Source organism: Psychrobacter communis (assembly GCF_014836505.1).
GTDB classification, from domain to species: Bacteria; Pseudomonadota; Gammaproteobacteria; order Pseudomonadales; family Moraxellaceae; genus Psychrobacter; species Psychrobacter faecalis.
In genome coordinates, this window is the sequence record NZ_JACSQR010000015.1 from 1 (window position 1) to 26,170 (window position 26,170).

Below are 26,170 nucleotides of genomic sequence, written 5' to 3' on the forward strand. Positions count from 1 at the left end.
ATTTTATGGCTGCCACCTTACAGTCCTGATTTGAATCCTATCGAGCAAATGTGGGCTTGGGTCAAACAAAAACGTAAAGAGTGGCGGCTAGATTGCGTTGACACACTGTTCTTTTATTTCTTATGGCTGTGTGGCGATTTATAAGTTCTTTGACTATAAAGGAGGGTAGGATCAATCATTGACTATCCTCCTTTTTATTTTTGCCTAAAAAGATAGACAGTCATTTCCAGATATAATGGATATGTTAGTAATTTGTACTGTAAAGACTTCGCAGTTACGTGTCACAACTGAAACATTACTTAACGTAGCAATTGCACAACAGCCCATCGATTGTGAATACAACCTTAATACTTTTATAATGACAAAAGTTGAATATAGATAGTGCTGATATTTATTAAGCCGCTTTTTAATACCTAATGTTTATTAAATGCTGATATAAATATTAATATTAAAAAATATCGTTATTAAGAAATATCAGTACTATTAACTTTTCAGTTTTTTGAGAATGCAGTTTGGTACAAAACAATTATTCAAAATAACAATTATTGAGGAATGACATTATGGATATTATCAGTCACTTAACGCGGACGGTTAGCCCTGCAGTATTAGGCGATGATCGCAATCCCGCTAAACAGAACTTACTTGAACAATTTTATGCTATTTTTGCCGCACGTCTAGCAGACAATACGACTTATACACGTTTTGCTAATGAAAATATCGCCCGTGATGACCAAGGGTTTTATGACCGCGTATGGACCGATGGCGCCCACCGCGACCAAATTGCCCGTGAGCTTGCGGGTAAACATAACGTTGATGCAACTGCAGCCCGTGGTTTGATTGCGATGGCCGCACCGTTAGCGTATCACGAAATCAAAAGCTTGGCCGGAACCACGCCCGTGCCACAGTTTTTAAATGACAATCTTGCCAGTTATCAGCACCATATTCCGGCATGGGCAAGCGCCGTTCTGCCTGCAGGTATGATTGCCGCACCAGCTGGTGCTCATGTGTCTGATACGGTCAGCACTGCACCTATTCGCCGTGAAGAAGAAGAAAAAGGCAGCTTTATGAAAGCGCTGCTACCGATTATCGGTTTGATTATCTTAGGCGCATTAGCGTGGGCGCTACTCAGAGGTTGTCAAGACAATCCTGAGCCAGTCGGTACGCCAGTTGCCACTGAGCAGCAAGCGGCTAATGACGGACAAACAGTGGTTGCAGCCGATATAGAACCGGCTTCACTACGTATTGCGACTGGTGAAAATAGTGGACTATATGCCTGCCGTATGAACGTTGGTAACGAGACGCTACAAGGCAACGTGATGGACGCGTTGACAGCGACATTTGGTGATGAAGCCAATAATTGCCGCGCCGATGTCGATGATAACTTCTCGATCGATATGCCAGCTGCCGCTCAGCTTTCTTCTATTTTACCAATCGTCAAAAATGTGCCAAATGCCAGTATGCTGATTAAAGGCGACACCATTACGGTCAATGCGCCAGACGCAGCAGCATTAGATAAATTGGTTGCTGATTTACAAGCCGCAGCGCCAGCTATGACGGTACAAGCAGAAGGTCCGCTCGATGCACAAAGCGAGATTGATCGCAGTTTAGCAGCATCACAAGCGGCGATGCAGAACCTTGGTCAAGACCCAGATCCTCGTGATGTGGCGCGTGCGCTGAGCCTGCAAGTCGTGAACTTTGAAGTAGATAAAGCTGTTATTCCAGAAGCTAACAAGCCATTATTGGACAATGCTGTTCAGATTATGGAACAAGTGCCAGATATGAAGCTGCTGATTATCGGCCATACCGATAAAACCGCCGATGCTGCTTATAATATGCAGTTGTCACAAGAGCGCGCGCAATCGATGAAAGACTATCTGGTCGCACAAGGTGCGGATCCAAGTAAGCTAATGACCAAAGGCATGGGTGAGACAGATCCAATCGCTGATAACGCTACAGAGCAAGGTCGTTTCCGTAACCGCCGTATCGAGTTCGTCGTCTATGATGAAACGGCAATGGCCAATGATGGCGTGGCGATTAGTAACGGTGCGCTCGATCCAGACTTAAATCCATTAGACAGTAATAATGATGATCTAATGCCTGACAGCGATGACCGTACAGGGAACGATTTACCGGCACCGAAGAGTTCGATACCAACATCGAATAGCAGACCAATTGACCCAGATTTAAATCCATTAGATCGCAATAACGATGATGTTTTACCAGATGGTGATGATGCCAGTCGTGGTACTGCCTTAGACCCAAAAGCCAGTAATTAATAAATGTTCTACTGACTTATAGTTGTCTATCGATAGCTAGTATTAATATTAAAAAGACCGCACCTTATGTTTAAGGTGCGGTTTTTTATTACATCAAAAAAACTGAAATAAAAACAATTTGGTTAAATAAATTACTTATAAGCAGTTGGATCTTTTGACTCAGTAGGTGCTTTCGTTTGACTGGCAAAAAAGGTCTGTAAGATATTTTCCTTTGCTTGGTGCCAATAGTCAAACTGCTGACATGTCGATTCAAGGTCGCCCTGCCAAACAGGTATTTGTCCGCGCATGGCTTTGATACGCTTTTGGTCTGGATAGGGCAGCTCTTGGGCTGCTTTGGCTGCTTCGTGAGCAGCAACGCGGTCATTACAAACCAGAGCAATATCACAGCCTGCTTCAATTGCTGCTTTGACGCGGGCGCTGACATCACCTGCAGCTTGTGCACCTGCCATCGATAAATCGTCCGAAAATAACACCCCATCAAAATTCAGCTGTTTGCGAATGATGTCTTTGAGCCAAATTTTTGAAAATCCAGCGGGTTTATTATCGACTTGTGAGAAAATCACATGCGCCGGCATTAAGGCATCAAGCCAAGGCAGCGTCTGCGTAAACGGCTGCATGTCGCTATTGATAATCTCATCTAAACTACGTGTATCGATTGCTTCTGCCACATGCGAGTCAGGCGCGACGGCTCCATGACCGGGAAAGTGCTTACCCGTGGTTGCCATTCCCGCCGCTTTCATACCGCGCATAAACTGGCCTGCTAAAGCGATGATGGCCTGCGGTGTTTGATGAAAACTGCGATCGCCGATCACTTGGCTGATACCGCCTCTATCGAGCACCGGCGCAAAGCTCAAATCAATGCCGACCGCCAATACTTCTGCTGCCATCAAATAACCACAATCGTAAGCAAGGCTCAAGGCGCGACTAGGGTCTTGGTCAAATAATTCGCCGAGCCTGCCCATCGCCGGTAATGGCGTAAAACCCTGACGTAATCTGGCAACGCGACCGCCTTCTTGATCGACGCCAATCAATAAATCGGCATTGTGTTGGCGGATATCGTCACACAAAGCGCGCACTTGCGCCGCATCTGCCACATTGCGGGCAAATAATATCACCCCGCCTACTTGTGCTTGTTTGATTAAACTGACATCTTCAGCAGTCAGTGCGGTACTATCGATATCAATCATTAAAACGCCGTACATTGCGTAATCCTTATCAGGCTAGAAGGTTGTTTTCCCATTTGCACTATATTATAAGTCAAATCGAGACAGAGCTTAGAGATGAGAGGGTTTTTTCTTATAGATAATCTTTCTGTTACGGATGGTTTGTCGCTACTCACTTTTACCTTATATTAAGCCAGTGATTGCAAGGGACGCATAATAGCGGTTTGCTTGGCTTAAATAAGTTAGGTTTAAATGATCAGTTTAAACAAGATGATTCACGCTTATAACCAAATGCACCAATGGATGCGCTAAAAAATAGCCAGACCGCGTGTAAGATTGTTTATACAGATTGAGACAGTGGTGTATTTATAGCTGTGCTAGTATTGATTGATTTTTAACCATAAAAATAATGCCTTATCCTAAGATAACTATCCTATATTTGCCTGCTTTCAATGCTAGCGTAACCTATGGTTTAATGGTAAATATAATAGGGTAAAAAATCACGACATTTTTTGGCTCATAGTCTATTAAATAACCTTTATTAGTAATAACAAATCAGCATACTTTTAACTTAAAATAATTAGGTATATACGATGAAAAAACAACCAGCACAGTGGTTACTCAGTGCAGCGTCAGTGGGCGTCGCTGGTCTTATCCTTACTCAAAGCTACAGTACCGCAGTGGCTGATAGCAATACAACAGGCTTTAAAGCCACCCCTGAGCAACAGGTTACCACCCGCCAAGTAGCCGCCTTGCTGGATCGTAGCCATTATCTCAATCAGCCGCTCGATAGCGCCATGGGTAGCGAGATTTTGTCTATGTATATTGACAGTCTCGATCCAAACCATACCTTGTTTTTGCAATCTGATGTCGATGAATTTAAGAAAAAATATGCCGACGAATTTGCTGCACGCCTAAAACGTGGCGACCTATCGGCTGGAGTGGCGATTTTTGAGCGTTACCGTCAGCGCTCTAATGAATATTTTACCCTATCAAAACAACTGCTGAAAACAAAGATAGATTTGACCAGTAAAGATAGCATTGTCCTTGACCGCGAAAAGCTCAGTCATTTTAAAACCAAAAAAGAACAGCGCGACTATTGGACACGCCAGCTGAAGTTTCAGTTGATGAGCATTACCCTAGGTCAAGAAGATGAGAAGGCGAAAGAAAAAGTCTTTTTAAGTAATCCTGATATTACGCGCGGTCAAGACTTGCTGCGTAATGATGAGCGCACGCCAAGTGAGATTTTGCTCAATCGTTTATCACGTCAGCAAGAGCAGCTTGCCCGTCTAAAAGATGATGAAATCATGGAAACCATCTTAAATACGGCAATGCTCACTTATGACCCGCACAGTAATTATTATGCGCCAATCCAAGCCAATGAACTACAAATTCAATCGAGTCTGCAATTAGAAGGCATCGGGGTTTCTATCCGTCCTGACCGTAAAAACCCAGATTATACTCGCATTGTCACTTTGGTAGATGGGGGCCCAGCAGCCAAATCGGGGCAGATTAAGCCCAATGATTTGATTATTGGTATTGCCAAAGACGGCGAGAATATGGTTGATGTGGTTGGCTGGTCAACACGTGAAATCGTCGGTCTGATTCGCGGTAAACGTGGCACCTCGGTGACCATTAAGGTGCGTCAACCAAATACGCCCGATACCAGCGCCCGTAATGTGACGGTAGTACGCGATATTATTCAGCAAGAAGAGTCGGGCGTAAAACAGCGCGTCGTTGAAGTACAGCGTCCCAATATCGATAAAACGCCAAAACGTATCGGTGTGCTTGAGATACCAAGTTTTTATCTCAACTATCGCGCGCGCCGCAATGGTGAAGAGTACCGTAGTGTCAGTGACGATACCGAAAAAGCCCTTAAAGCGCTGAATAAAGAAAATATCGACGGTCTAGTGGTTGATTTACGTAATAACCCAGGCGGCTCGCTCGATGAAGTTGCGAAAATGCTCGGCTTCTTTATTAAAAGCGGCCCATTGGTGCAAATTCGTGACAATCGCGGCAATATTCAAGTCTACCGCGATGACGATGGCGGCGAGCAGCTTTATGACGGCAAAGTGGTTGTTTTGACCAATTTAGCGTCTGCCTCTGCCAGTGAAATCTTTGCTGCTGCGATTCAGGATTACGGTCGCGGGCTGGTGGTCGGTAGTACTACGACTGGTAAAGGTTCGGCGCAAATCCAGCTAGACAGCTTGGCTTTGGGTACAGCGACGCTCACGCAGCGTAAGTTCTACCGCGTCACTGGCGGTAGTACACAAAATAAAGGCGTGGTCCCTGATATTGAATTGGTCAATATCTACGATGATGCGACCTTTGGCGAGCGCGCGCAGAAAAAAGCCTTACCATGGGATACGATTAAAACTGCCCCTTATAAGCCTGAAGGTAAATTCTCTGCCAATACTTTAGCAACGTTAAATCAGCAATCAAAGATCCGTCAGCAGCAAAACCCGCATTTTGTGTATCTGTCAACGCTGAATGATATTCGTAATATGGAAGATGAGAAAAAACCGATTCCTCTTGATATCAATAGTCGCCGTGCAAAAATGCAGCTGATAGAAAAACGCTCATTGGAAGCGGAAAATAAACGTCTGATTGCAACGGGCGAGCGTCCTTATGCCAATTGGAATACTTACCAAGCCGCTATGGACGCAAAGTTTGAAGAGCGCAGTCAGATGAAAGAAAGTGAGCGTCCTGAATTACCTGAGGATGAAGCGTTCATTAAAGAAGCGGCTTATATCATGCTTAGCGCTGATCCAAAGGTGCAGGCTAGCCCAGAAGAAAAGCTATAAAAAAGCAACTCTTGAACAGTCATTATCGGCAACGTCAATGCGTGTAAGCATATGCTTACACGCATTGACGTTTAGACCTCTTACTAACCTCATGCCAATCTGCGATTATAACTGTACGGCACGATTGAACGAAAAGGTTCATAGATACTAGGGATTGGTATCGCAAAGGTCGCATCAGGGATAGGTGGTTTGCTGATTAGGGAAGATAAGGCTGGATGCCTGTACGTTATAAGATGCTCCGGGATTAAGTATCTGATAACATTAACATGGATGGTTGGTGATAAAAGCCGCATAATACTTGTTGTTATGCGGCTTTGTTACGTCTGTAATCTTTAAAATTTATCCAAAAAAAGGTCAGTAGATTACTCTACTGACCTTTTTAGCTAGACGGCGCTATTATTATCAATAACTATTCATTAATAACTAACTATTCGTCTAAGCATCTTATCGTCTGAAAATTTTACGCCAAACTCAAGAAGAGATTAGTGTTCAACGCCACCAGCGCCATGGATATGGCCGTGGTTTAGCTCATCTTCAGTGGCTGCGCGTACTTCTTGAATTTCTACATCGAACGTCAAACGCTTACCAGCTAAAGGATGGTTTGCATCAACCGTCACTTCCTTATCGTTGACGTCAGTCACAGTTACTAGCATCACTTGACCGCCAGCTTCTGACTGAAACTGCATACCAGGCTGGATATCATCAACGCCTTGGAAGTTTTCGCGTGGTACATGTTGTACCGCTTGTTCTTGGTATTCACCGTAACCATCAGCAGGCTCTACAACGGCATTGACTCTTTCGCCAGCAGATTTGCCTTCTAGTTGTTGCTCAAGACCTGGGATGATGTTGCTATGGCCATGTAAATACGCAAGCGGTTGACCTTCTGGAGACTGGTCAAGGATATTGCCTTCGTCGTCTTTTAGCGTGTAGTTAAACTTGACGGCAGTGTCTTTTGCGATAGTAGTCATAAATTATCCTAAATATGTCGTTATTGAAATTTAAATACGGTTGCAATAAACCTAAAAAAGCCAATCAGCCAGCCAAATAGCCACGTCATTAGTTAATTATCATCAGTTTATTAGGGTAACTTTAGCAGTTAGCATCTTTAATTGCGATGCCTGCCATTGGTTTCAAGGTTAAAATCCGAAAAAATAGCAATTATTGGGCGAATTAATGTAAATAAATATGATTTTTCAGTTTTGGTGGTTGGTAAGGATAAGAGGGTAAAGTTTGCCAGTTGCGTTTTTGCATGATGGCTTCTACCATAGTCATAAACATAAGGATAACACCGATTATGAATTTATCTTCTCAAGCCTCACCGATTAATAATTCGAATCAGCAGAGTGCAGATATCTCTTATCAATTTGACTTTGCGCGGTTTTTAGAGCATTTGGTCGATGTCGCGCTGACTTTCAACGCTGATACCGACGCGCCAAGTTTGTGGTTGCCCGCCTGGATACCGGGTAGCTATTTAATGCGTGAATTTGCCCGTAATATCACTGCGGTACATTATGAAATTTTAGACAGTCAAGTCGTTTCTAACGATAAACAAATCAACACGTACCGCGCGCAAAAAACCGATAAAAATACATGGCAGTTGCCAGAGGCGCAGGCAGGGCAACGCATATGCGTCCTTTATGAAGTGTATTGTTATGATTTATCGGTGCGTACGGCGTATGTCGATCAGCAGCGTTTGTATGGCAATTTTACCTCGCTTGCATTAGCGATTGGTGGGCAAGAACAACAAGAGGTAGAAGTTGATTTAATCGTGCCAGCTGCATTTTTAGCTGATAAAGACGCTAGTCTTGTGCGCTTGGCATGTGGACTTGAGGCAGTACAGGCGCAAATTGATAAACCGCAAATATATACTCTACAAGCAGACAGCTATCACGAACTTATCGATCATCCGTTTGAGATAGCCGAACAAGATAGCTTTGATTTTATTATTCAAGATAATAGCCATCAGACGCTTAGCCATCATTTTTATCTTTCAGGTAAGCATAGCGCTAACATGGGACGCTTGCAGCAAGACGTCACCCAAATCTGTCAGACTTATCTAGATTGGCTTGGTGATGCGCCCTTTAACGATTACACCTTTATGACCTTTGCCAGTGGGCAGGATTATGGCGGGCTTGAGCATATCAACTCGACAAGTTTGATTACCCCGCGCCGCGATTTGCCCAATGCTGATGAGCCAAAAGTACCAAGTAGCGACTATCAACGCTTTTTGGGCTTATGCAGCCATGAATACTTTCATGCGTGGTGGGTCAAAACCGTGCGTCCAGATGTGATGCTAGAGGTGGATTTACGCCGCGAAGCCTTTACGCCGCTGCTTTGGGTGTTTGAAGGTTTTACCTCTTATATCGATGATTTTATGTTGCAGGCGTCAGGTGTCATTGATAAAGCAAGTTACCTTAAATTACTGGCTGAGCAAATCAATCGCTACTATCAAACACCGGGGCGCACGCATCAGAGTGTCGCCGAGTCGAGCTTTGATGCTTGGATTAAGCTGTATCGCAACGATGAAAATACCGGCAATGCAGGTATCAGTTATTACAACAAAGGCGCGTTGGTGGCGTTATGCTTGGATTTAACCCTGCTTACAAAAAGTGCTGGGCGTTATCGTTTGTTTGATGTGGTTAAAGAATTTTATAGCCAAGCAAAGCAAAAGGATAATAAACGTATTGGCATCAGTAGTGCCGATATGGGTGCAGTTATCGGGCAGTTTATGCCGTTAGCAGATTGGGAAGAGTTTGAGCGCCGTTATGTTAATGGCGTTGAGGAGCTACCACTAGAGACGCTGCTTACGGAAAATGGTATTAAGATTCATACCAACACTAAAGAGACTGCCGATAAAAATATACCGTGGGGCATGCGTTGTAGTGAGACGCCGCTTGGACTTAAGGTTAATCGCGTCAACCGTGACAGCGCTGCCGCTAAGGCGGGTATTTCAGCGCATGACGTCATTGTTGCAATCGATGGGATTAAAGCAGACACCAAGCAATTAGCAACGCTTAGTAAGGCCACGCGCGCTGTGGAATGCCATTTATTCCGCCGTGATGAGCTGATGACGGTGAAAGTTTTACCTAAATCTGATTTCGCTGATAAAGACGCGCATGACGATAATGAAAAAGCATTTCCACATAGCGTCAGCTTACGTCTAGCAAGGGCTAGTACCGATTGCGAAGGCGATGGGGACTCTGTCGTGTACGCCAATACTGAAAATACATGGCTAAATGCGCTAGCACGCCATCAAAGTGAATAGATAAATAATAAAGCATGAAGACATTAAAAACCCTTGCTAAGCTGCGTACTTAGCAAGGGTTTATATTTTTAATATTCAAAGTACTATAAATAACAGTTAAGACGTTATAGCTGTTTAACTTGTCGCTTTAGTGGTTTCTTTGATTGCTTCTTTATCAATTGCTTCATCATTGATAACGGTGTCATCACTATTGATAGTCGCGGTATCAGGCACTTTATTTGCCGCAATCCAGTTTTGTATCAACTCAATCTCAGGCTGCTGAGCATCGATAATGTCTTGTGCCAATTTGCGCATTTCTTCATCGGTACCGTATTGGAGTTGCACTTTTGCCATGTCTACTGCGCCAATATGATGCGGCAGCATACCGCGCGCAAATGCCATATCAGCGACAGGCTCAGCAATACCGAGCATCATATCGCTATGCATGGTATTCGTTCCCTTTACATACGCTTCTTGCATGGCTTCGGTATTGGGTTTTGGTTTGGGCGCATCAGGATGGCTTGCGAGCCATTTATTAAGAATATCAATCTCAAGCTGCTGCGAGTCGATGATGTCTTGTGCAAGTTTACGCATGGTTTCATCAGTGCCGTACTTTAGCTCGATTTTTGCCATATCTACCGCGCCGCGATGATGGCCGAGCATGCCTTTAGCAAAGGCGGTATCAGGATCGTTATAACCCATACCAACCATCATTTCATTATGCATACTGATCATTGACTTTGTATAGTCTTTCAGCATATCTGACATTTTTTCAGCGTTTACTGTAACATCATTGGCAGCGACGTCGTGCCCAGCGTGAGCATCCTCGGGAGCTGTTTCAGATGGTTCATTAGTGGCTTGAGTGGCCTCTTCTATTGGCATTACCTCATTATCCTCAGTTGCTGGCTGGCAGGCGATTAGCAGCAGGGTAGTAGCCACACTGGTAGCAAACAAAGCAAAATGACGAGAGGCAATCATGATATATCCTTACTATCAAAAAAAACAGAAAACAGGCTCAACGAAGAATAAGACAGAAAGCAAGATAAATAATGGCCAAATTTAAACCGATATAAAACGCGAAAATACGGCAAGGTTGGCAAGTCAGCGCAGTTTTGCATCTTAACAAATAAACCTTACGCGTTCGAGACACGCCGTTTAATAAGTCGTAATATTTAAATCAGAGCAAAATTGGCTCATATAAGCGGATAAGGTTTAATTTGCCACGCTAATCTAATCGACAATTCCTAACTGCCGACAGCGCTCACTATTTAGGTGAATACGCACAAACTCACCAACGCCAAGCGAACCAAGCTCAAATCCTGCCACCGACCAACGAATCAGACGCAAGCAAGGCAGTCCAACATGGGCGGTCATGCGTCTGACTTGGCGATTTTTGCCCTCATAAATAGTTAGCATTAGCCATGACGTTGGCACGTTTTTACGCTCGCGAATGGGCGGATTTCGTTGCCATAAGTCAATCGGCAAATCACCTTCCTCAACCAGTCGTGCAACTGCTGGCAAGGTTTTGCCATCTTTTAAATGTACTCCCGCCGCCAATTGCTCTAGTTGAGCCGCGCTTACCAAACCTTCGACTTGTACCAAATAAGTCTTCCCTTGTTTTTGCTTGTTTTGGGCGAAGTTCTTGGCTGACGGCGGCTGAGTAATGGCTTTATTTACCCGTCCGTCACTGGTCAAAATCAACAAGCCTTCTGAGGTTGCATCAAGTCGGCCGGCAACGCGCAGCGATTTGTCAGTGAAATATTGCGATAGAGTGGTGTGGTCATTATTGCTGTCATCACGAAATTGACTTTGGACGCCGTAAGGTTTGTTGAATAAAACTAAGCTAGAGGTCGACATAAAATGGCATTTCCTAACAATAAATTGGTTGCTAATCGGTGGCACGCACACGCATGGCAGTTTAAGTCGATTTTACGCAAAAGTAAAAAGCCGACTGTTGCTAAAAAATAACTCAGATAAGCAAACGTAATAATAACAATAACAATAAACGAGATATTAAATAACCCTGTTCATATTGTGGTATTTATAATATTGATTGGTAAAACTGACGTATGCAAAAGAAAAATTATCAGTCATGTTTTTATGTTAGTACACTATTGAAGGTAAATGGTGATATTTTAATGTCATTAATCTGATAGAGATTATAAAAATCAACATTTTTGCTTTACGCAATTTCGGCGCTTTAGTCATAGAAATAATGGCAAAAAATATGATTTTTAAAACGATTATCTAACATACTTTTAAACCTATTGGCGTATCGGCATTTTACGTAAATTATTAATACGTAACTCGCTAGCATAATGCCATTTTAAAGCCAAAATATTTTAGCTAGCATAACAGAGCGCCAAGGAAACTGGCGCAACCAATATATAAATATAAAAGGAGTTTGACCCCATGCCCTATGATAAAGTTATCGTCCCAAGAGACGGCGCAAAAATAACCGTCAACGCTGATTTGTCCCTAAACGTCCCTAATCATCCGATTATCCCCTTTATCGAAGGTGATGGCATTGGTGTTGATATCACGCCGGTGATGATTAAAGTGGTCGATGCCGCCGTATCAAAAGCCTACAAAGGCAAAAAATCGATCGTTTGGATGGAAGTTTATTGCGGCGAAAAGGCATCTAAAATCTATGATGGCGAATACATGCCGACCGAAACGCTAGAGATTTTGCGCGAGTATGTCATAAGCATTAAAGGGCCTCTGACCACGCCAGTTGGCGGCGGTATGCGCTCATTAAACGTCGCGCTACGGCAAGAGCTTGACCTGTACGTCTGTCAGCGTCCCGTACGTTGGTTTGAAGGTGTGCCAAGTCCTGTACATAGCCCAGAGCTGACCGATATGGTGATTTTCCGCGAAAACTCAGAAGATATTTATGCCGGTATCGAGTGGAAAGCGGGCAGTGATGACGCCAAAAAAGTCATTAAATTCCTAAAGGAAGAGATGGGCGTAACCAAAATCCGTTTTTCAGATGACTGCGGTATCGGCATCAAGCCTGTATCAAAAGAAGGCTCGCAGCGTTTGGTACGTAAAGCTATCCAGCATGCAATCGATAATGACTTACCGAGCGTCACTCTCGTGCACAAAGGTAATATCATGAAGTTTACCGAAGGCGCGTTTAAAGAATGGGGCTATGAGCTTGCCGCTGAACGTTTTGGTGCGGAGCTGCTCGATGGTGGACCTTGGATGACGATGAAAAATCCAAAAACTGGTAATGACATTATTATCAAAGACGTCATAGCTGATGCTTTTCTGCAGCAAATCCTGATGCGCCCTGCTGAGTACTCAGTCGTTGCAACCTTGAACTTAAACGGTGATTATATCTCTGATGCGCTTGCTGCTGAAGTTGGCGGTATCGGTATCGCGCCGGGTGCCAATAAGGGCGGCTCAATCGCTGTTTATGAAGCTACCCACGGCACAGCGCCTAAATATGCTGGTCAAGATAAGGTCAATCCAGGTTCGTTGATTCTATCGGCAGAGATGATGCTGCGTGATATGGGCTGGATAGAAGCGGCTGACCTTGTTATCGCAGGTATCAAAGGCGCGATTAAAAATAAAACCGTCACTTATGACTTTGAGCGCTTGATGCCAGATGCCATTTTGCTCAGTAGCTCGGAGTTTGGCAAAGCCATTATTAAGCATATGGATGCGTAAGGGCTTTATAGCAGGTGATTTTATAATTTATAGCGCAAACAATAAACCATCTATATTTTTATAGATGGTTTTTTTGTGCTTATGGTTTTTATACTGATTATTGAAGAATAAGTTTAGCTGTCATTTTTACCACGACTTTTACCGCTACCATTCGCTGTCCATTTAACCACCGATAAGCTGGTTGAAGCCATTAAACCGAGCACTAAGTAGCCAATCAACGCCTGTAAACTTGCAAAAACCCGAGTCATGCCTTGTGGCCGAAAATCACCATAGCCTGTTGAAGTGAAAGTGACGACAGCATAGTAGCAGCACGCCCAAAAATCTTGCGAAATGGGATTGCCGTCGAGCGTGGTGTCGACGATGCCGACTTCGTAATAAAGTGCCGAAAAGGTAAGCAAAAATAAAAAGACATTAAGCGTTGTCATCGCAAGCTCTTTCCATAAATTGCCATCATCGCCATAGATGCGCTGCAAGGTGCTAAAAAGCGACCACATAAAAATCCCGCAAAACAAGAAGGCAAGGCCGATAGTAAATATATCGCGCCACCTATTGTCCGGTAAAAAATGCGTCAGTAAATACCATATACTGCCAGTGAGGATATAAATAAAAAGAGTCCCTCTGGCGGTTGTTATTTTTTCTAGTATCATAAGATGTCATCCATACGCTCAGTATTATGCTGAGTCTTAGGCCCAGTAAATGCTCAAAAATAATTTTAACATTAGCGTCATCTAACCGTAGCAGTAGGGCGCTTTATATAAGACATTGGTGTAGGTGTTTGCTTTGAACGCTTTAAGCAGCACGGAAGCCATAAAAACGCCCCAATAGCCTAGGACTATTGGGGCGTTTGTTTTAAACTGACGTTAACAAGACTTGTTCAGCCAGCTTGGGTTTTATTTGCAACGAAGCATTTATGACAATGAAGCAATAGCTTCGTTGAATAACGGACTTGGACGCATGGCTTTTTCAGCCAACGCTTCATCTGCTAAATAGTAGCCTTTTAGATCCATCGACTTACCTTGAACTTCATTTAGCTGCTCAACGATAGCGGCTTCATTTTCTTCAAGTTTTTGTGCCAGCGGCGCAAACTGTGCTTTTAGCTCGCTATTTTCATCTTGAGCAGCCAGTTCTTCTGCCCAGTATTTTGCCAGATAGAAATGACTACCACGGTTATCAAGCTCGCCAGTTTTACGTGATGGCGATTTGTCATTTAACAGTAGTGTTTCGGTGGCTCTATCAAGGGCGTCTGCCAATACTTTCGCTTTGGCATTATCATCATTTTTCGCCAAATGCTCTAAAGATTCGGTCAAGGCTAGGAACTCACCGAGAGAATCCCAACGTAGGTGGTTTTCTTCAAGCAGCTGCTGTACGTGCTTCGGTGCTGAACCGCCTGCACCTGTTTCGAACAAACCGCCGCCTTTCATTAGTGGCACAACTGATAGCATTTTCGCACTGGTGCCCAATTCTAAAATCGGGAACAAATCAGTCAGATAATCACGCAAAATATTACCAGTCGCAGAAATCGTATCTAAACCACGGGCAACGCGCTCTAGGGTATAACGCATGGCGCGAACTTGTGACATGATTTCGATGTGCAGACCGTTGGTGTCATGATCTTTTAGGTAGGTTTTTACCTTTTTAATCAGCTCGTTTTCGTGCGGACGGTATGGGTCGAGCCAGAAAATAACCGGCGTATCTGATTCGCGCGCACGGCGAACAGCAAGCTTCACCCAGTCTTGGATAGGGGCATCTTTGGTCTGACACATGCGCCAGATATCACCTTTTTCAACACGCTGCTCAAGTAAAACTTCGCCTGAGTCGATATCGACAATACGCGCGATACCATTGTCGCTAGATTCAAAGGTTTTGTCGTGCGAGCCGTATTCTTCCGCTTTTTGCGCCATCAAACCAACGTTTGGTACTGTACCCATGGTGGTTGGGTCAAAGTTACCATGCCATTTACAGAAATTAATCATTTCTTGGTAAATACGCGCAAAGGTCGATTCAGGCATGACCGCTTTACAGTCATATAATTTACCATCAGCGCCCCACATTTTACCGCCGTTACGAATCATCGCCGGCATAGACGCATCAACAATCACGTCACTTGGAGAATGGAAGTTGGTAATGCCTTTTGAAGAATCAACCATCGCTAGACGCGGACGATGTACTTGGCAGGCATGGAGATCGCGCTCAATCTCTTCACGTAAGCTGGCTGGCAATTCGGTGATTTTTTCGTACAAGCTTGCCATACCGTTATTGACGTTGATACCTAGCTCATCAAATAACGCGCCATGTTTTTGGAAAGCGTCTTTATAATAAATACGCACCGCGTGACCGAAGACGATAGGGTGTGATACCTTCATCATTGTGGCTTTTACATGTAATGAGAATAAAATACCGGCTTCGCGGCAATCTTCCATTTCACGCTCATAGAACTCAAGCAGCGCTTTTTTGCTCATAAACATCAAGTCGATGACTTCTTTATCAAGTAAGGCAATCTTTGGTTTTAATACCTTGGTCGTACCGTCTTCGAGCAACAGCTCCATACGCACGGTACGCGCTTTATCCAAGGTCATCGATTGCTCGCCGTCATAAAAGTCGCCGCTATGCATGTGCGAAACGTGAGTCTGTGACCACTGCTTCCATTCGCCCATCGAGTGCGGATGTTTACGCGCGTAGTTTTTGACTGCTTTTGGCGCGCGGCGGTCTGAGTTACCTTCACGTAATACAGGGTTGACCGAGCTGCCTAAGCTTTTGCCATAACGGCGACGGATTTCTTCTTCTTCTGCGTTTTTTGGCTCGTCTGGAAAGTCAGGAATCGCGTAGCCTTTAGCTTGTAGCTCTTTGATAGCCGCTTTTAGCTGCTGTACAGAAGCACTGATATTTGGTAGTTTGATGATATTGGCGTTTGGATCTTGAGTCAATTTACCAAGCGCTTCTAAGTTATTTGGAACGCGCTGCTCTTCGGTTAAGTATTCTGGAAATTCAGCCAACACACGCGCCGCGACCGAGATATCACTGGTTTCAACGTCGACGCCTGCTGTCTGGGCAAATGCTTTTACAATCGGCAAAAATGATAAGGTGGCAAGCGCTGGGGCTTCGTCAGTTTTTGTATAAATAATTTTTGACATGTTAGTAGATTATTCCTTGTTGTCATTAATGAGGTTAATAAGGCTGCGGTATCATTTAATAGCTTTATACAGCCCTTATACCATAATGGTCTACGGGGTTGGTTCGAGGTTCAAATACATCAGTCGTCTTTTATCGCCATTCTTGAGCGAGTATGACGGCGAGAAAAGTTTCGTCGCCAGCCATTTATGTTTATTCGTCTCTATAAAGCAGGCGCTCGATCAAGTACCAGCTTTATTAAAGAGTGATTATAAAACATTATAAAAGGTCACACTCAAAAGACCTTAGTTAAAAAGTTATGCAAACCAGCGACTCAATACTCATGATTTACAATGATCTGAGCGCGAATGGCTGACGCTATATTATAGTTGATCCACTATAAATCTGATATGATGTCAATGTTGTATATTGAACTAAGTATACTATTTTCGCTCATACCCTATGTATCTGAATTATATTAAGCTAATAATAGCCTTATTCTACCAGTCCTCGCCCTCAATATCATCTTTTGCGTGTAATTAGCGCGCTTTTAGTGCCATTTTTACTTTTGTAAGCTTGTTTTTGAAATGATCGGCTTATCGACGTTGAAATAGTCTACATACTTCAAATTATCTGTTTTTAACACACTAACGCTAGCAAAACCCAATCCTGCGCTCCATCAATAAAAGACTTAGTAATCTGTCCGTAGGGCATTTTTATGCGCCTTTGTTGATAACCCTTCTTCATAAAAGTATTTTAGCGCTAGATAACTTCTGGTTTTTTGCAAATTGTGACAGCAAAAGCGCTGATATTTGCTAGGCTAAACGATAAAACCAATGAGCTTAATAATAAATTCTAAAAATAGTGTGGTGATGATGAATTTACAATATGCGTTACTCAGTGATAATAGCTGGCAGGATATGGCGCGTTGGCAAACGCCAGATACGCCTTTTATGACATTTGAGTTTTGGCAAGCACTTAGTGATACAGGCGCAATTGGTGAGCAAGCAGGTTGGTTGCCGATTTATGTCTTAATCCATCGGCCAAATGAGACAGATGGCGTTATTGATAATAATGCGAATGATGATAAAAGTAATGCTGCGCAGCCAGCGCTTACTTCAGAACCAATAGGGCAGCCTATTGCCGTTATGCCTGTTTTTATTAAAGGGCATCATCAAGGCGAGTTCGTCTTTGACCATGCGTGGGCACAAGCTTATGCGCAGTATGGTCTTGATTATTATCCGCGTTTGGTGACTAGCGCGCCTTATACACCCGTGACTGGCCAGCGTCTGTGGCTAGCAGAAGGTGAGGCGCTAAATGCGGATATTTTAAAGACAGCTATCGCAGGCGTTGATGATATCGCCCAGCAAGTAGAGGCCTCTAGCTGGCATGGTTTGTTTGCAACGTCTGAGATGGTAGCTATTGCCAATACAGCAATGCCGACTGATATCGATATAGAAATGGCGCTTAATAATCAAAAAAATAGCGGTACAGTAGAACCGATTGAGCTACCGATACTTGAGCGGCAGGGCTGCCAGTTTTTATGGCAAAATAAAAATGTCAGTCAAAACAATAAACAATTTGCCGACTTCGAGGCATTTTTGGCAACCTTTAGAGCCAAAAAACGCAAAACCGTGCGTGCTGAGCGGCGTAAAGTTGCCGAGCAAGGCATCTCTTGCCAGCGTAAATGCGGGGTTGCTATCACTGCAGAGGATTGGCAGACGTTTTATCGTTGTTATGTGATGACCTACGCGGTACGTGGGCAGCAGCCTTATCTCACGCTAGATTTTTTTAAAAGACTGGCTGCTAGCATGCCTAAGCATTTGATGCTGGCACAAGCACTTGATGCCAATGGTGAAATTATCGCTAGCAGTTTGTTTTTTTATGATAAACCCAATAGCCAAAACGCCACGCTTTATGGTCGTTATTGGGGCGCGCTTGCTGAGTATGATAGCCTACACTTTGAGCTGTGTTATTATCAAGGTATCGAGTTTGCGATTGAGCAAGGTTTGACGTATTTTGACCCCGGCACCCAAGGTGAGCACAAATTAGTCCGAGGTTTTGTTCCGACCAAAACTCACTCGTTGCACCGTATTTACGATGGGCGTTTTGTCCCAGCGATTAGTAATTTTTGCCTAAAAGACCGCATGCATATGGCGCAATATCGCAAGCAAGCCTTTGCAGCATTGCCCTTTAATATTGATAATATGCCGACGTTTGATAGTACTGATTAATCCTCGATCATTTTTTTGCTAATCTTTGCCCAATGACTTCCTACCTAATACTTTTCTATCAGCTGTAAACTATGACTCCTCATTTTTCTCATTCTGCTCCATCATCCGCTCCCACTGAGCTAGTAGATTTTCTCAATACCGAAGGGTCGCTGACGGCCATGCTCGAAGTAAAAGCAGGGCAGCCGTTACGCGTCGAGCGCAGTTTTGAAGGCTATCGGTTATTATCCTTAGCACAAAAAAAGCAATTGGGTTTGCAAGGCGCGGCGTTAAACCGTCCGTTATTGGCGTGGGTACGCGAGTCGCAGCTATATGGCGATAATGAGCAGCCATGGGTACAAGCACAAAGCATTTTCCCGCTAGTAAGTTTGAAGGGGCGCGCTCGCCGTTTACAGCAGCTAAAAAGTACGCCGATTGGCTATGTGTTGTTTAAGCGCCGCCGTACTTTACCCAATCAACGTTCTATCGAAAAGACGGCAGACGGCTGGCAACGGCAGACGCTATATGACTGGTACGGGCGTAAAATCCTGATTAGTGAGACTTTTTTAGCAGCGTTTTTGTCCAAGAGTGATTAAATAATTACAATAAAAGCTGATATACAAAATCAGTAAGTCATTTATTTTATTGCGCATTTATTTCTCTAATAACGCCATTTAAATCTCTCAGCTTTCCGTGAGATTTTTTTGCGCTCATCGCACAAAGTTTCATGCTACACTTAAGCTATAGCGATGATGTCGATGCCCTTCTGCGCACCGATTTTATTGCTGATTTGGACAAGTTTTTAACAGGCCAATTGCCTGCGCTTGCCAATTTTACCTTCTTTTATTACTCGCCTCTTTTCAATGAGCATCACCATTAACGATAGCCACTACCTAGGACATCACTATGTTTAAAGATATTTCTATCAAAGAGTTTGATCCAGTACTTGCTGAAGCCATGGCCGCTGAAAGCGTGCGTCAAGAAAACCACATCGAGCTTATCGCTTCAGAAAACTACTGCTCACAAGCAGTGATGGAAGCCCAAGGCACTGACCTGACCAATAAATACGCTGAAGGCTATCCTGGTAAGCGTTATTATGGTGGTTGTGAGCACGTTGATGTGGTCGAACAATTGGCCATCGACCGTGCAAAAGAATTGTTTGGTGCAGAATACGTCAACGTTCAGCCGCATTCTGGTAGCCAAGCAAACTCGGCTGTTTTCTTAGCGTTATTAGACGCCAATGACACCGTCCTTGGCATGAGCCTAGACGCTGGTGGTCACTTGACACATGGCGCGCATATCAACTTCTCAGGTCTAAACTACAACGCCGTACAGTATGGTTTGGTTGAAGAAACTGGTCTGATCAATTATGACGAAGTTGAGCGTTTGGCAAAAGAGCACAAGCCTAAGATGATTATTGCTGGTTTCTCAGCCTATTCGCAAGTGGTCGATTGGCAGCGTTTCCGTGATATCGCTGATGAAGTTGGTGCGTACCTTTTAGTAGATATGGCTCACGTAGCTGGTTTGGTCGCGGGCGGTGTTTACCCAAACCCAGTACCATTTGCCGATGTGGTCACGACTACCACGCACAAAACCTTGCGTGGCCCACGTTCAGGTATGATTTTAGCACGTGATGAAGAATTGGCGAAAAAGCTAAATTCTGCCGTATTCCCTGGTAACCAAGGTGGCCCGCTCATGCACGTTATTGCGGCAAAAGCGGTTTGCTTTAAAGAAGCCTTAGAAGATAACTTCAAAACTTATCAGCAGCAAGTGGTTAAAAACGCCAAAGCAATGGCAAAAGTGATTCAAGACCGCGGCTATGAGATCATCTCTGGCGGTACTGAAAATCACTTGATGCTTATCAGCCTAGTCAAGCAAGAAATGACGGGTAAAGAAGCCGATAAATGGCTTGGTGATGCGCACATTACCGTGAATAAAAACGCCGTACCAAACGATCCAAAATCGCCATTTGTTACCTCAGGTATCCGTATCGGTACGCCAGCGATTACCACGCGCGGCTTTAACGAAGCACAAGCTGGCGACTTGGCTGGTTGGATTTGTGACGTGCTAGATAGCCGCGGTGATGAAAAAGTTGCTGCTGAAGTACGCAGCAAAGTAGAAGCGATCTGTAAAGAGTTACCAGTTTACGAAAAGAACCAGTAGTTTTTAAATGCTTAGTTTTAACAGTTAGATATAAAAAACCGCTTAGCTTAATGGCTAGGCGGTTTTTTTGTGGCTCAAGCAATGTATATACTATTAAATTTGTTGGATCTGATTCTACTTTAAACTAATATCAGAATTAAAAATGGTATTGAGCATAATTTTAACTCACACTGGTAACTTAAGTAATTTTTCTGTAATCAATCTTGTAATTAGACTTATCTAACATGTGTGCAACACTTAGCCGCCAATCACCTGAACCATATTCAGTATAAATAACGCCGTTTACATCACCTGGTAATTCAATGTGAGCCTCTCTCTTCACTAAGCTCACCACCTTTTCTCGGCCATATAATCCGATCAATAATCCGTGCTCAAAAACTACATTTTGCCTAGCTCTAAATTGATAGTCATCTTCTCCAATGGCTTGTCCCTTATCATCAGCAGTATATAAAACTATACCAAAACCGATAGAAGGATTATTAGTATAGCGCTCTAATTTTTCTATTATAGTAATGCTAGCATCATGCTGTTCCCTAAGTATAATAGGTTCGATTGACTGAGATAGTAAAAACGCTTTAACTTCATTTATTAATGCATCATCGTGACCATGAACAATAAATACTTTAGTTGGAGAGTTTGTTTTCATATCAGCTTCTGCATTTAATTCATTCTTCTTTGTACCTTTTGCATAGGTTATAAGCTCGTCTGTAATCTCTTTCTCTTGTAGAATCGCTGTTTCTAAATCATTAAAATAAAAGCCTATTGCGACTACACTAGAATTCCTATCCCTAGCTTCTCTTTTTAATTCTTGATTATGTTCCAAAATATTACTGGATATTTCACTTGAAAAAATTCGTAGACGTTCTACCTGCTCTATGGGTATAGTGCGGCCATTGATTAAGATAGGCTTTCCGGTTTGATAAGGTTCTACAAATTTTTCTATAACACTTCGTAATTCGCTGATATCTGACTTAATTTCAGTCTTGTCCCATGCATTTTTGTGATATTTATCATCAAGGTTTAGAATAATATGGTAATACATAATTCAATGCTCTCTTAAAATATTTTTTATATTATAGAGGCTATTATAGTGCTTTAAGCCATCCAATAGTATTCCTACATTTTCTTGTAATAACCTAATAACCTAATAACCTAATAACCTTATTTTCCTTCACATCAATTTCTTAACGCAATAATATAAATTAGTTCAAAAGAATTTTTGGTAAGGTTGAATAATAAATAAAAAGGCTGAGCTACATTATCGTAGTTCAGCCTTATTCCTTTTAATCTAACTACGTTACTTCAATATCTTAAAACGGTAATTTGGTAAATATCTGCAAAATAGTCGCGTTAACGATATCGACAAAGAAGGCACCAACCATTGGTACAATCAAAAACGCTTTCGGTGATGGCAAGTAGCGATCGGTCACTGCCTGCATATTGGCAATAGCCGTTGGTGTGGCGCCCATACCAAAACCAGAGTGTCCAGCTGCCAAAACAGCGGCATCATAGTCTTTACCCATGACTCTAAAGGTAACAAAATAAGCATAACCAATCATGACTAAAGTCTGCACGACCAAGATAATCAATACAGGACCCGCCAAATCTGTCAGCTCCCATAGTTTTAGCGATAGCAGCGCCATGGCTAAAAATAGACTTAATGACGCATTACCAATCACATCGATAGCACGGTCGAACATATCAAAATTGAACACCATGGTTAAAGCATTACGGATAATTACGCCGCCTGCTAATGCCCAAACGAAGGTAGGCAGCTCAAACGCGGTATCTGCTGCAACCAATGTCATGATGTCTGCAAACGCCAACGCCCCTGCAAACAAAGCCAATGACTCAATCGTTGAAGAGGCGGTAATCAGACGGATATTGTCAGGTTTTTCAAACATCTCTTCATGGCGATGATCGCCATCTTCGCTATGTTTGGTACTATATAACGACTGCTTGCCAGCAAGCTTTTCAACGTCGCTTTGATTGGGATTAACAGGGGTGGGTTTAAGCCCCATTTTATTGATCAATCGGCGTGCAACAGGACCACCAACCAGACCACCTGCAACCAAACCATAGGTAGCAACGGCAATGCCAAGGGTAGTAGCACCCACCACATTGTACTGTTCTTCTAATACAACGCCCCACGCGCCTGCGGTACCATGGCCGCCTGTTAGGGCGATAGAGCCAGTCACCAAGCCAAGCAGTGGATCAAGACCCAATACGCTGGCCATCGCTACCCCAACCACGTCTTGTAAAATAATAAAGACCGAGACGACGATAGTGAAAATTAATAAAGGTGTACCACCTGCTTTCAGCCGTCCAAAATCGGCACTAAGTCCGATAGAGGCAAAAAACATCAGCATGGTTGCTGTTTGTAGTCCTTGGTGGAAGTTAAAGCTATAACCCCAAATCAAATTAAGGGCATAAACAATTACAGCAGCAATCAAGCCACCAGCCACGGGTTCTGGGATATTAAAGTCTTCCAAAAACTTAATTTTCTTCACCAAAAAGCGCCCTAATAGCAGCACCAATGTGGCAAAAATTAGGGTGTAATATCCGTTTAATGTTACTTCCATAAGTTCATCCTTTCTCTAAATATGAATTCACCTAAATTCGAGATAAAGCCAGTTTTATCTCGAATTTAGGTTCTGCTCGTTTTGCTATTCGTAGGTATCGTCTGACGCCTCAATAATCCATAATTGCGGTTTGCCAAAATCTTTATAGGCGTCTTCGATCAGGCGCTTAAAGGCATTAAAGTCCTCGCTGTTAATTTTCTCTATCCCATTTAAGTAAAGTGTGAGGTGAGTAATATCACTATCGGTTAAACAGTCCCAAGCGCTGTCCCAATTATGGGCAAAATAGTCGGGAAAATTGGCTACTTTCGCTAAGCTATTTAGTAGTGTTTCTTTATCCAAGACATCGCCAATGGGAATGTTAAGCGCTTGCTCAGGAATGCTGTCAATGAGGGAAGAGTCGCTTTGATTGATGTTATTTTGCTTGATACTGTTTTGGTCAACGCCGTTTTGATTAATGTTGTTTTGATTAATGTTGTTTTGATTAATGTTGTTTTTATTAATATAGTAAATAGCTTGGCTCATATCATCTCACCTGTAATTGTCGGAAGCTATCATAATGGTCGACGGTCAAATAATAGACGGTTGGCGGATGACCGCCGGTGACAATACGCCGTGCGCCGCGATGCGAAACGCCGGGCGTCGGCACGGTATATTCGCGATAATAGCCTTGCGACTGGGCAGGCAATTTGCCTTCGCGATTATAAAAGGTGGTGCCATCTTTATTCGGATAAGGAAACGGGCCACCTTGCTGAATCAGCGCCAGTGTTTGGTCAATTTGCGCGTCACCCGTGATAGCTGCTGTGGCCGCTGTATCAGGGCTAGAGGTTTTAGGAGCTGTCTGCGTTATAGACGTTGCTGGCGTGCTGTCTGCAAAAAAACTGGAGGTTAAATCGCCAAAGAAGTAGACCGCCATGGCAAACAGCGCGATAAAACTCAATAGGGTAGAAAAACCGCTTTTTTTATGTTGACTGCTTTGATTGTTTTTTGACTGGTTTTTTCGATGATAGCTAGCGTTATTTTTATGCGTATTTTTTGCGTGTTGTTTGGTTGAATTTGCTAGCGGTGTTTTTGAGTCTGCCGTTTCTAAAATACTTAATTCGTTAGCGGTGACTTCGGTTGCGCGTAATTGGTTTTTATCATTACGCTGACTGTTAAAATAGACACGTTGACCCTCGCTTATCGGCCGCGATAAGCGCACGCTGCTGATATGAAAGAAGACATCTTCACCTTGATTGTCTACTTCGATAAAGCCATAGCCTTTGTCAGCATTCCAGTGTTTAATTTTGCCACTTTGCATGGGCACGGCTTCCTATAGCGTGGTTCTATTCAGCAAAATAATTTTTATATGCCATATATAGCATATTTATCAATAATAAAAAAACGCCAGCAATTAAGCTGACGTTATTTAAGATTATACTCGAATTAGGCAATAAATTATAGTGCAGCACTGATGCCCTAGGCGCGTGTTTCGCCGTGACCGTAAACAATCCATTTTTGCGAGGTTAAACCCTCAAGCCCAACCGGTCCACGGGCATGGATTTTATCAGTTGAGATACCGATTTCCGCCCCAAGTCCGTACTCAAAGCCATCGGCAAAACGGCTCGAGGCGTTAATCATCACGCTTGCCGAATCGACTTCGCGGATAAAGCGCTGCGACTTGGTATAGTTGTCGGTAATGATGACGTCGGTATGGTGGCTGCCGTGAGTATTGATATGTTCAATCGCCTCGTCGATACCCGCTACCACCTTAACTGCCAAGATAGGCGCAAGATATTCGGTGTCCCAGTCCTCGCTGGTGGCTGCCGATAAATGACCTTGCAGGGTAGCATTGTCATTTAAAATCGCCTGTGACTTCTCATCGAGGCGCAGTTGCATGGCGTCATCGGCTGTTACGATGGCTTCAGCAATCTTTGGCAATAACTCATCGGCGACATTTTTATCGACCAACAGCGTCTCCATGGTATTACAAGTACCGTAGCGGTGAGTTTTGGCATTGACGCTGACTTTAATCGCCGTGTCTGCATCGGCATCGCTATCGATAAAGGTATGACAATTACCATCTAAATGCTTAATCACAGGGACGCGGGCATCGCGGCTGATACGTTCAATCAAACCTTTACCGCCGCGTGGTACGATCACATCGACATAGTCCGTCATGGTAATCAGCTCGCCAACAGCAGCGCGGTCAGTGGTTTCTAACACTTGTACGCTATGCTCAGAAAGACCGACCTTTTTTAAACCCTGTAAGATACATTTGGCAATCGCTTGATTGGACTCAAAGGCTTCAGAACCACCGCGCAAGATAATAGCGTTACCAGATTTTAGCGCCAGCGAAGCCGCTTCCAAGGTAACGTTGGGACGCGACTCATAAATCATCCCGACTACCCCGAGTGGCACACGCATTTTGCCTAAATGAATACCTGATGGACGATAAGTCATGTCGGTCACTTCACCGATAGGGTCAGGCAATGCCGCCACGTCTTTTAACCCTTGCAGCATACCATCGAAGCGTGCATCGTTTAGCTCTAGACGATCGAGTAAGGCAGCGTCCAAGTCGTTTTTTTGCCCCTTATCCATATCGATTTTATTGGCCGCTAAAATATCAGCTTTGGCGCTTTTTAACGCATCATAGATTGCCATCAGCGCCGAATTCTTATCGCCAGTATTGGCCGCAGCTAATGCTCGTGATGCCGCGCGCGCTTGCTTACCGACCGTCCGCATATAGGCGGTTACATCTGTGGTATTCGATTGCGTCATAAATTAACGTCCTTTTATCATCAATAATCTAAAAAATATCGTTTAGCGCTCTAATGGCGCTCTGCTATTTAACATAGAGGAGATGAGGACGATAGTAAAGTCGATTTTGTGAATAACTACCGTTTAGCAAGCACTGCGGAGTTTTCTTATGTTGTATTTTAAGGTTTTTAACTTTTTATAGCGTTTATAAG

20 protein-coding genes are annotated in these 26,170 nt (G+C 43.5%); 9 read left to right on the top strand and 11 right to left on the bottom strand.

Annotated features, from left to right (window positions below; genetic code table 11):
- Positions 1–48: 48 nt before the first annotated feature.
- A complete protein-coding gene (locus H9653_RS12705; protein ID WP_353888986.1) occupies positions 49–144 on the top strand; it encodes a hypothetical protein in 96 nt (31 codons plus the stop codon).
- A gap of 416 nt (positions 145–560) precedes the next feature.
- Positions 561–2,276 (top strand): OmpA family protein, encoded by a 1,716-nt coding sequence (locus tag H9653_RS06775; RefSeq protein WP_191691421.1) that lies wholly within the window; start codon positions 561–563, stop codon positions 2,274–2,276.
- A 131-nt stretch (positions 2,277–2,407) separates the two neighbouring features.
- Here the strand turns inward: H9653_RS06775 and nagZ are convergent, their stop codons facing one another.
- Positions 2,408–3,478: a beta-N-acetylhexosaminidase gene (nagZ, locus tag H9653_RS06780; RefSeq protein WP_191691423.1), complete on the bottom strand. Its 1,071-nt coding sequence runs from the start codon at positions 3,476–3,478 to the stop codon at positions 2,408–2,410.
- Between the two features lie 554 nt (positions 3,479–4,032).
- Here nagZ and H9653_RS06785 point away from each other — a divergent pair.
- A complete protein-coding gene (locus H9653_RS06785; protein ID WP_191691425.1) occupies positions 4,033–6,243 on the top strand; it encodes a carboxy terminal-processing peptidase in 2,211 nt (736 codons plus the stop codon).
- Positions 6,244–6,725: 482 nt separating this feature from the next.
- On the opposite strand, the gene H9653_RS06790 is transcribed toward H9653_RS06785, so the two are convergent.
- Entirely contained in the window at positions 6,726–7,211 is a 486-nt protein-coding gene (locus tag H9653_RS06790; RefSeq protein WP_068407618.1) for an FKBP-type peptidyl-prolyl cis-trans isomerase, read from the bottom strand.
- Positions 7,212–7,537: 326 nt separating this feature from the next.
- Here H9653_RS06790 and H9653_RS06795 point away from each other — a divergent pair, with 326 nt between their 5' ends.
- Positions 7,538–9,508 carry a M61 family metallopeptidase gene (locus tag H9653_RS06795; RefSeq protein WP_191691433.1) on the top strand — a complete coding sequence of 657 codons (1,971 nt, stop codon included), beginning with the start codon at positions 7,538–7,540 and terminating at the stop codon, positions 9,506–9,508.
- 114 nt (positions 9,509–9,622) lie between these two features.
- Here H9653_RS06795 and copM read toward each other — a convergent pair whose 3' ends face one another.
- Both copM and H9653_RS06805 read right to left on the bottom strand, forming a co-directional pair.
- The gene (copM, locus tag H9653_RS06800; RefSeq protein WP_191691435.1) at positions 9,623–10,465 is read right to left on the bottom strand and encodes a CopM family metallochaperone; all 843 of its coding nucleotides are present in this window, start codon (positions 10,463–10,465) and stop codon (positions 9,623–9,625) included.
- A 252-nt stretch (positions 10,466–10,717) separates the two neighbouring features.
- A complete protein-coding gene (locus H9653_RS06805) occupies positions 10,718–11,344 on the bottom strand; it encodes a pseudouridine synthase (protein ID WP_191691437.1) in 627 nt (208 codons plus the stop codon).
- A 555-nt stretch (positions 11,345–11,899) separates the two neighbouring features.
- Here H9653_RS06805 and icd point away from each other — a divergent pair.
- The gene (icd, locus tag H9653_RS06810) at positions 11,900–13,159 is read left to right on the top strand and encodes an NADP-dependent isocitrate dehydrogenase (protein WP_191691439.1); all 1,260 of its coding nucleotides are present in this window, start codon (positions 11,900–11,902) and stop codon (positions 13,157–13,159) included.
- 113 nt (positions 13,160–13,272) lie between these two features.
- Here icd and H9653_RS06815 read toward each other — a convergent pair whose 3' ends face one another.
- Positions 13,273–13,653, bottom strand: a complete 381-nt coding sequence (locus H9653_RS06815; RefSeq protein WP_219621713.1) for a potassium channel family protein — start codon at positions 13,651–13,653, stop codon at positions 13,273–13,275.
- Between the two features lie 414 nt (positions 13,654–14,067).
- Positions 14,068–16,290: an NADP-dependent isocitrate dehydrogenase gene (locus H9653_RS06820; RefSeq protein WP_191691441.1), complete on the bottom strand. Its 2,223-nt coding sequence runs from the start codon at positions 16,288–16,290 to the stop codon at positions 14,068–14,070.
- An 852-nt stretch (positions 16,291–17,142) separates the two neighbouring features.
- Between H9653_RS06820 and H9653_RS06825 the strand changes: the two genes are divergently transcribed.
- The 4 genes from H9653_RS06825 (at position 17,143) to glyA (ending at position 20,640) form a co-directional block, all read left to right on the top strand.
- A complete protein-coding gene (locus tag H9653_RS06825) occupies positions 17,143–18,501 on the top strand; it encodes a GNAT family N-acetyltransferase (RefSeq protein WP_191691511.1) in 1,359 nt (452 codons plus the stop codon).
- 71 nt (positions 18,502–18,572) lie between these two features.
- Positions 18,573–19,073 (top strand): chorismate--pyruvate lyase family protein, encoded by a 501-nt coding sequence (locus H9653_RS06830; protein ID WP_191691443.1) that lies wholly within the window; start codon positions 18,573–18,575, stop codon positions 19,071–19,073.
- A gap of 131 nt (positions 19,074–19,204) precedes the next feature.
- Positions 19,205–19,357, top strand: a complete 153-nt coding sequence (locus tag H9653_RS12505) for a hypothetical protein (protein WP_180952507.1) — start codon at positions 19,205–19,207, stop codon at positions 19,355–19,357.
- A gap of 26 nt (positions 19,358–19,383) precedes the next feature.
- Positions 19,384–20,640, top strand: coding sequence for a serine hydroxymethyltransferase (gene glyA, locus H9653_RS06835; protein WP_191691445.1), 1,257 nt, complete (start codon positions 19,384–19,386; stop codon positions 20,638–20,640).
- 178 nt (positions 20,641–20,818) lie between these two features.
- On the opposite strand, the gene H9653_RS06840 is transcribed toward glyA, so the two are convergent.
- From H9653_RS06840 to H9653_RS06860, 5 genes are all read right to left on the bottom strand, one after another.
- Positions 20,819–21,682 (bottom strand): TIR domain-containing protein, encoded by an 864-nt coding sequence (locus H9653_RS06840; RefSeq protein WP_191691447.1) that lies wholly within the window; start codon positions 21,680–21,682, stop codon positions 20,819–20,821.
- A 268-nt stretch (positions 21,683–21,950) separates the two neighbouring features.
- Positions 21,951–23,222 carry a sodium/glutamate symporter gene (gene gltS / locus H9653_RS06845; RefSeq protein ID WP_191691449.1) on the bottom strand — a complete coding sequence of 424 codons (1,272 nt, stop codon included), beginning with the start codon at positions 23,220–23,222 and terminating at the stop codon, positions 21,951–21,953.
- A gap of 84 nt (positions 23,223–23,306) precedes the next feature.
- Positions 23,307–23,744: a barstar family protein gene (locus H9653_RS06850; RefSeq protein ID WP_191691450.1), complete on the bottom strand. Its 438-nt coding sequence runs from the start codon at positions 23,742–23,744 to the stop codon at positions 23,307–23,309.
- Between the two features lies 1 nt (position 23,745).
- Complete coding sequence (locus tag H9653_RS06855; RefSeq protein WP_369811284.1) at positions 23,746–24,525, bottom strand: ribonuclease domain-containing protein; 780 nt, start codon at positions 24,523–24,525, stop codon at positions 23,746–23,748.
- A gap of 152 nt (positions 24,526–24,677) precedes the next feature.
- Positions 24,678–25,979: a glutamate-5-semialdehyde dehydrogenase gene (locus tag H9653_RS06860; protein ID WP_191691456.1), complete on the bottom strand. Its 1,302-nt coding sequence runs from the start codon at positions 25,977–25,979 to the stop codon at positions 24,678–24,680.
- Between the last annotated feature and the right edge of the window lie 191 nt (positions 25,980–26,170).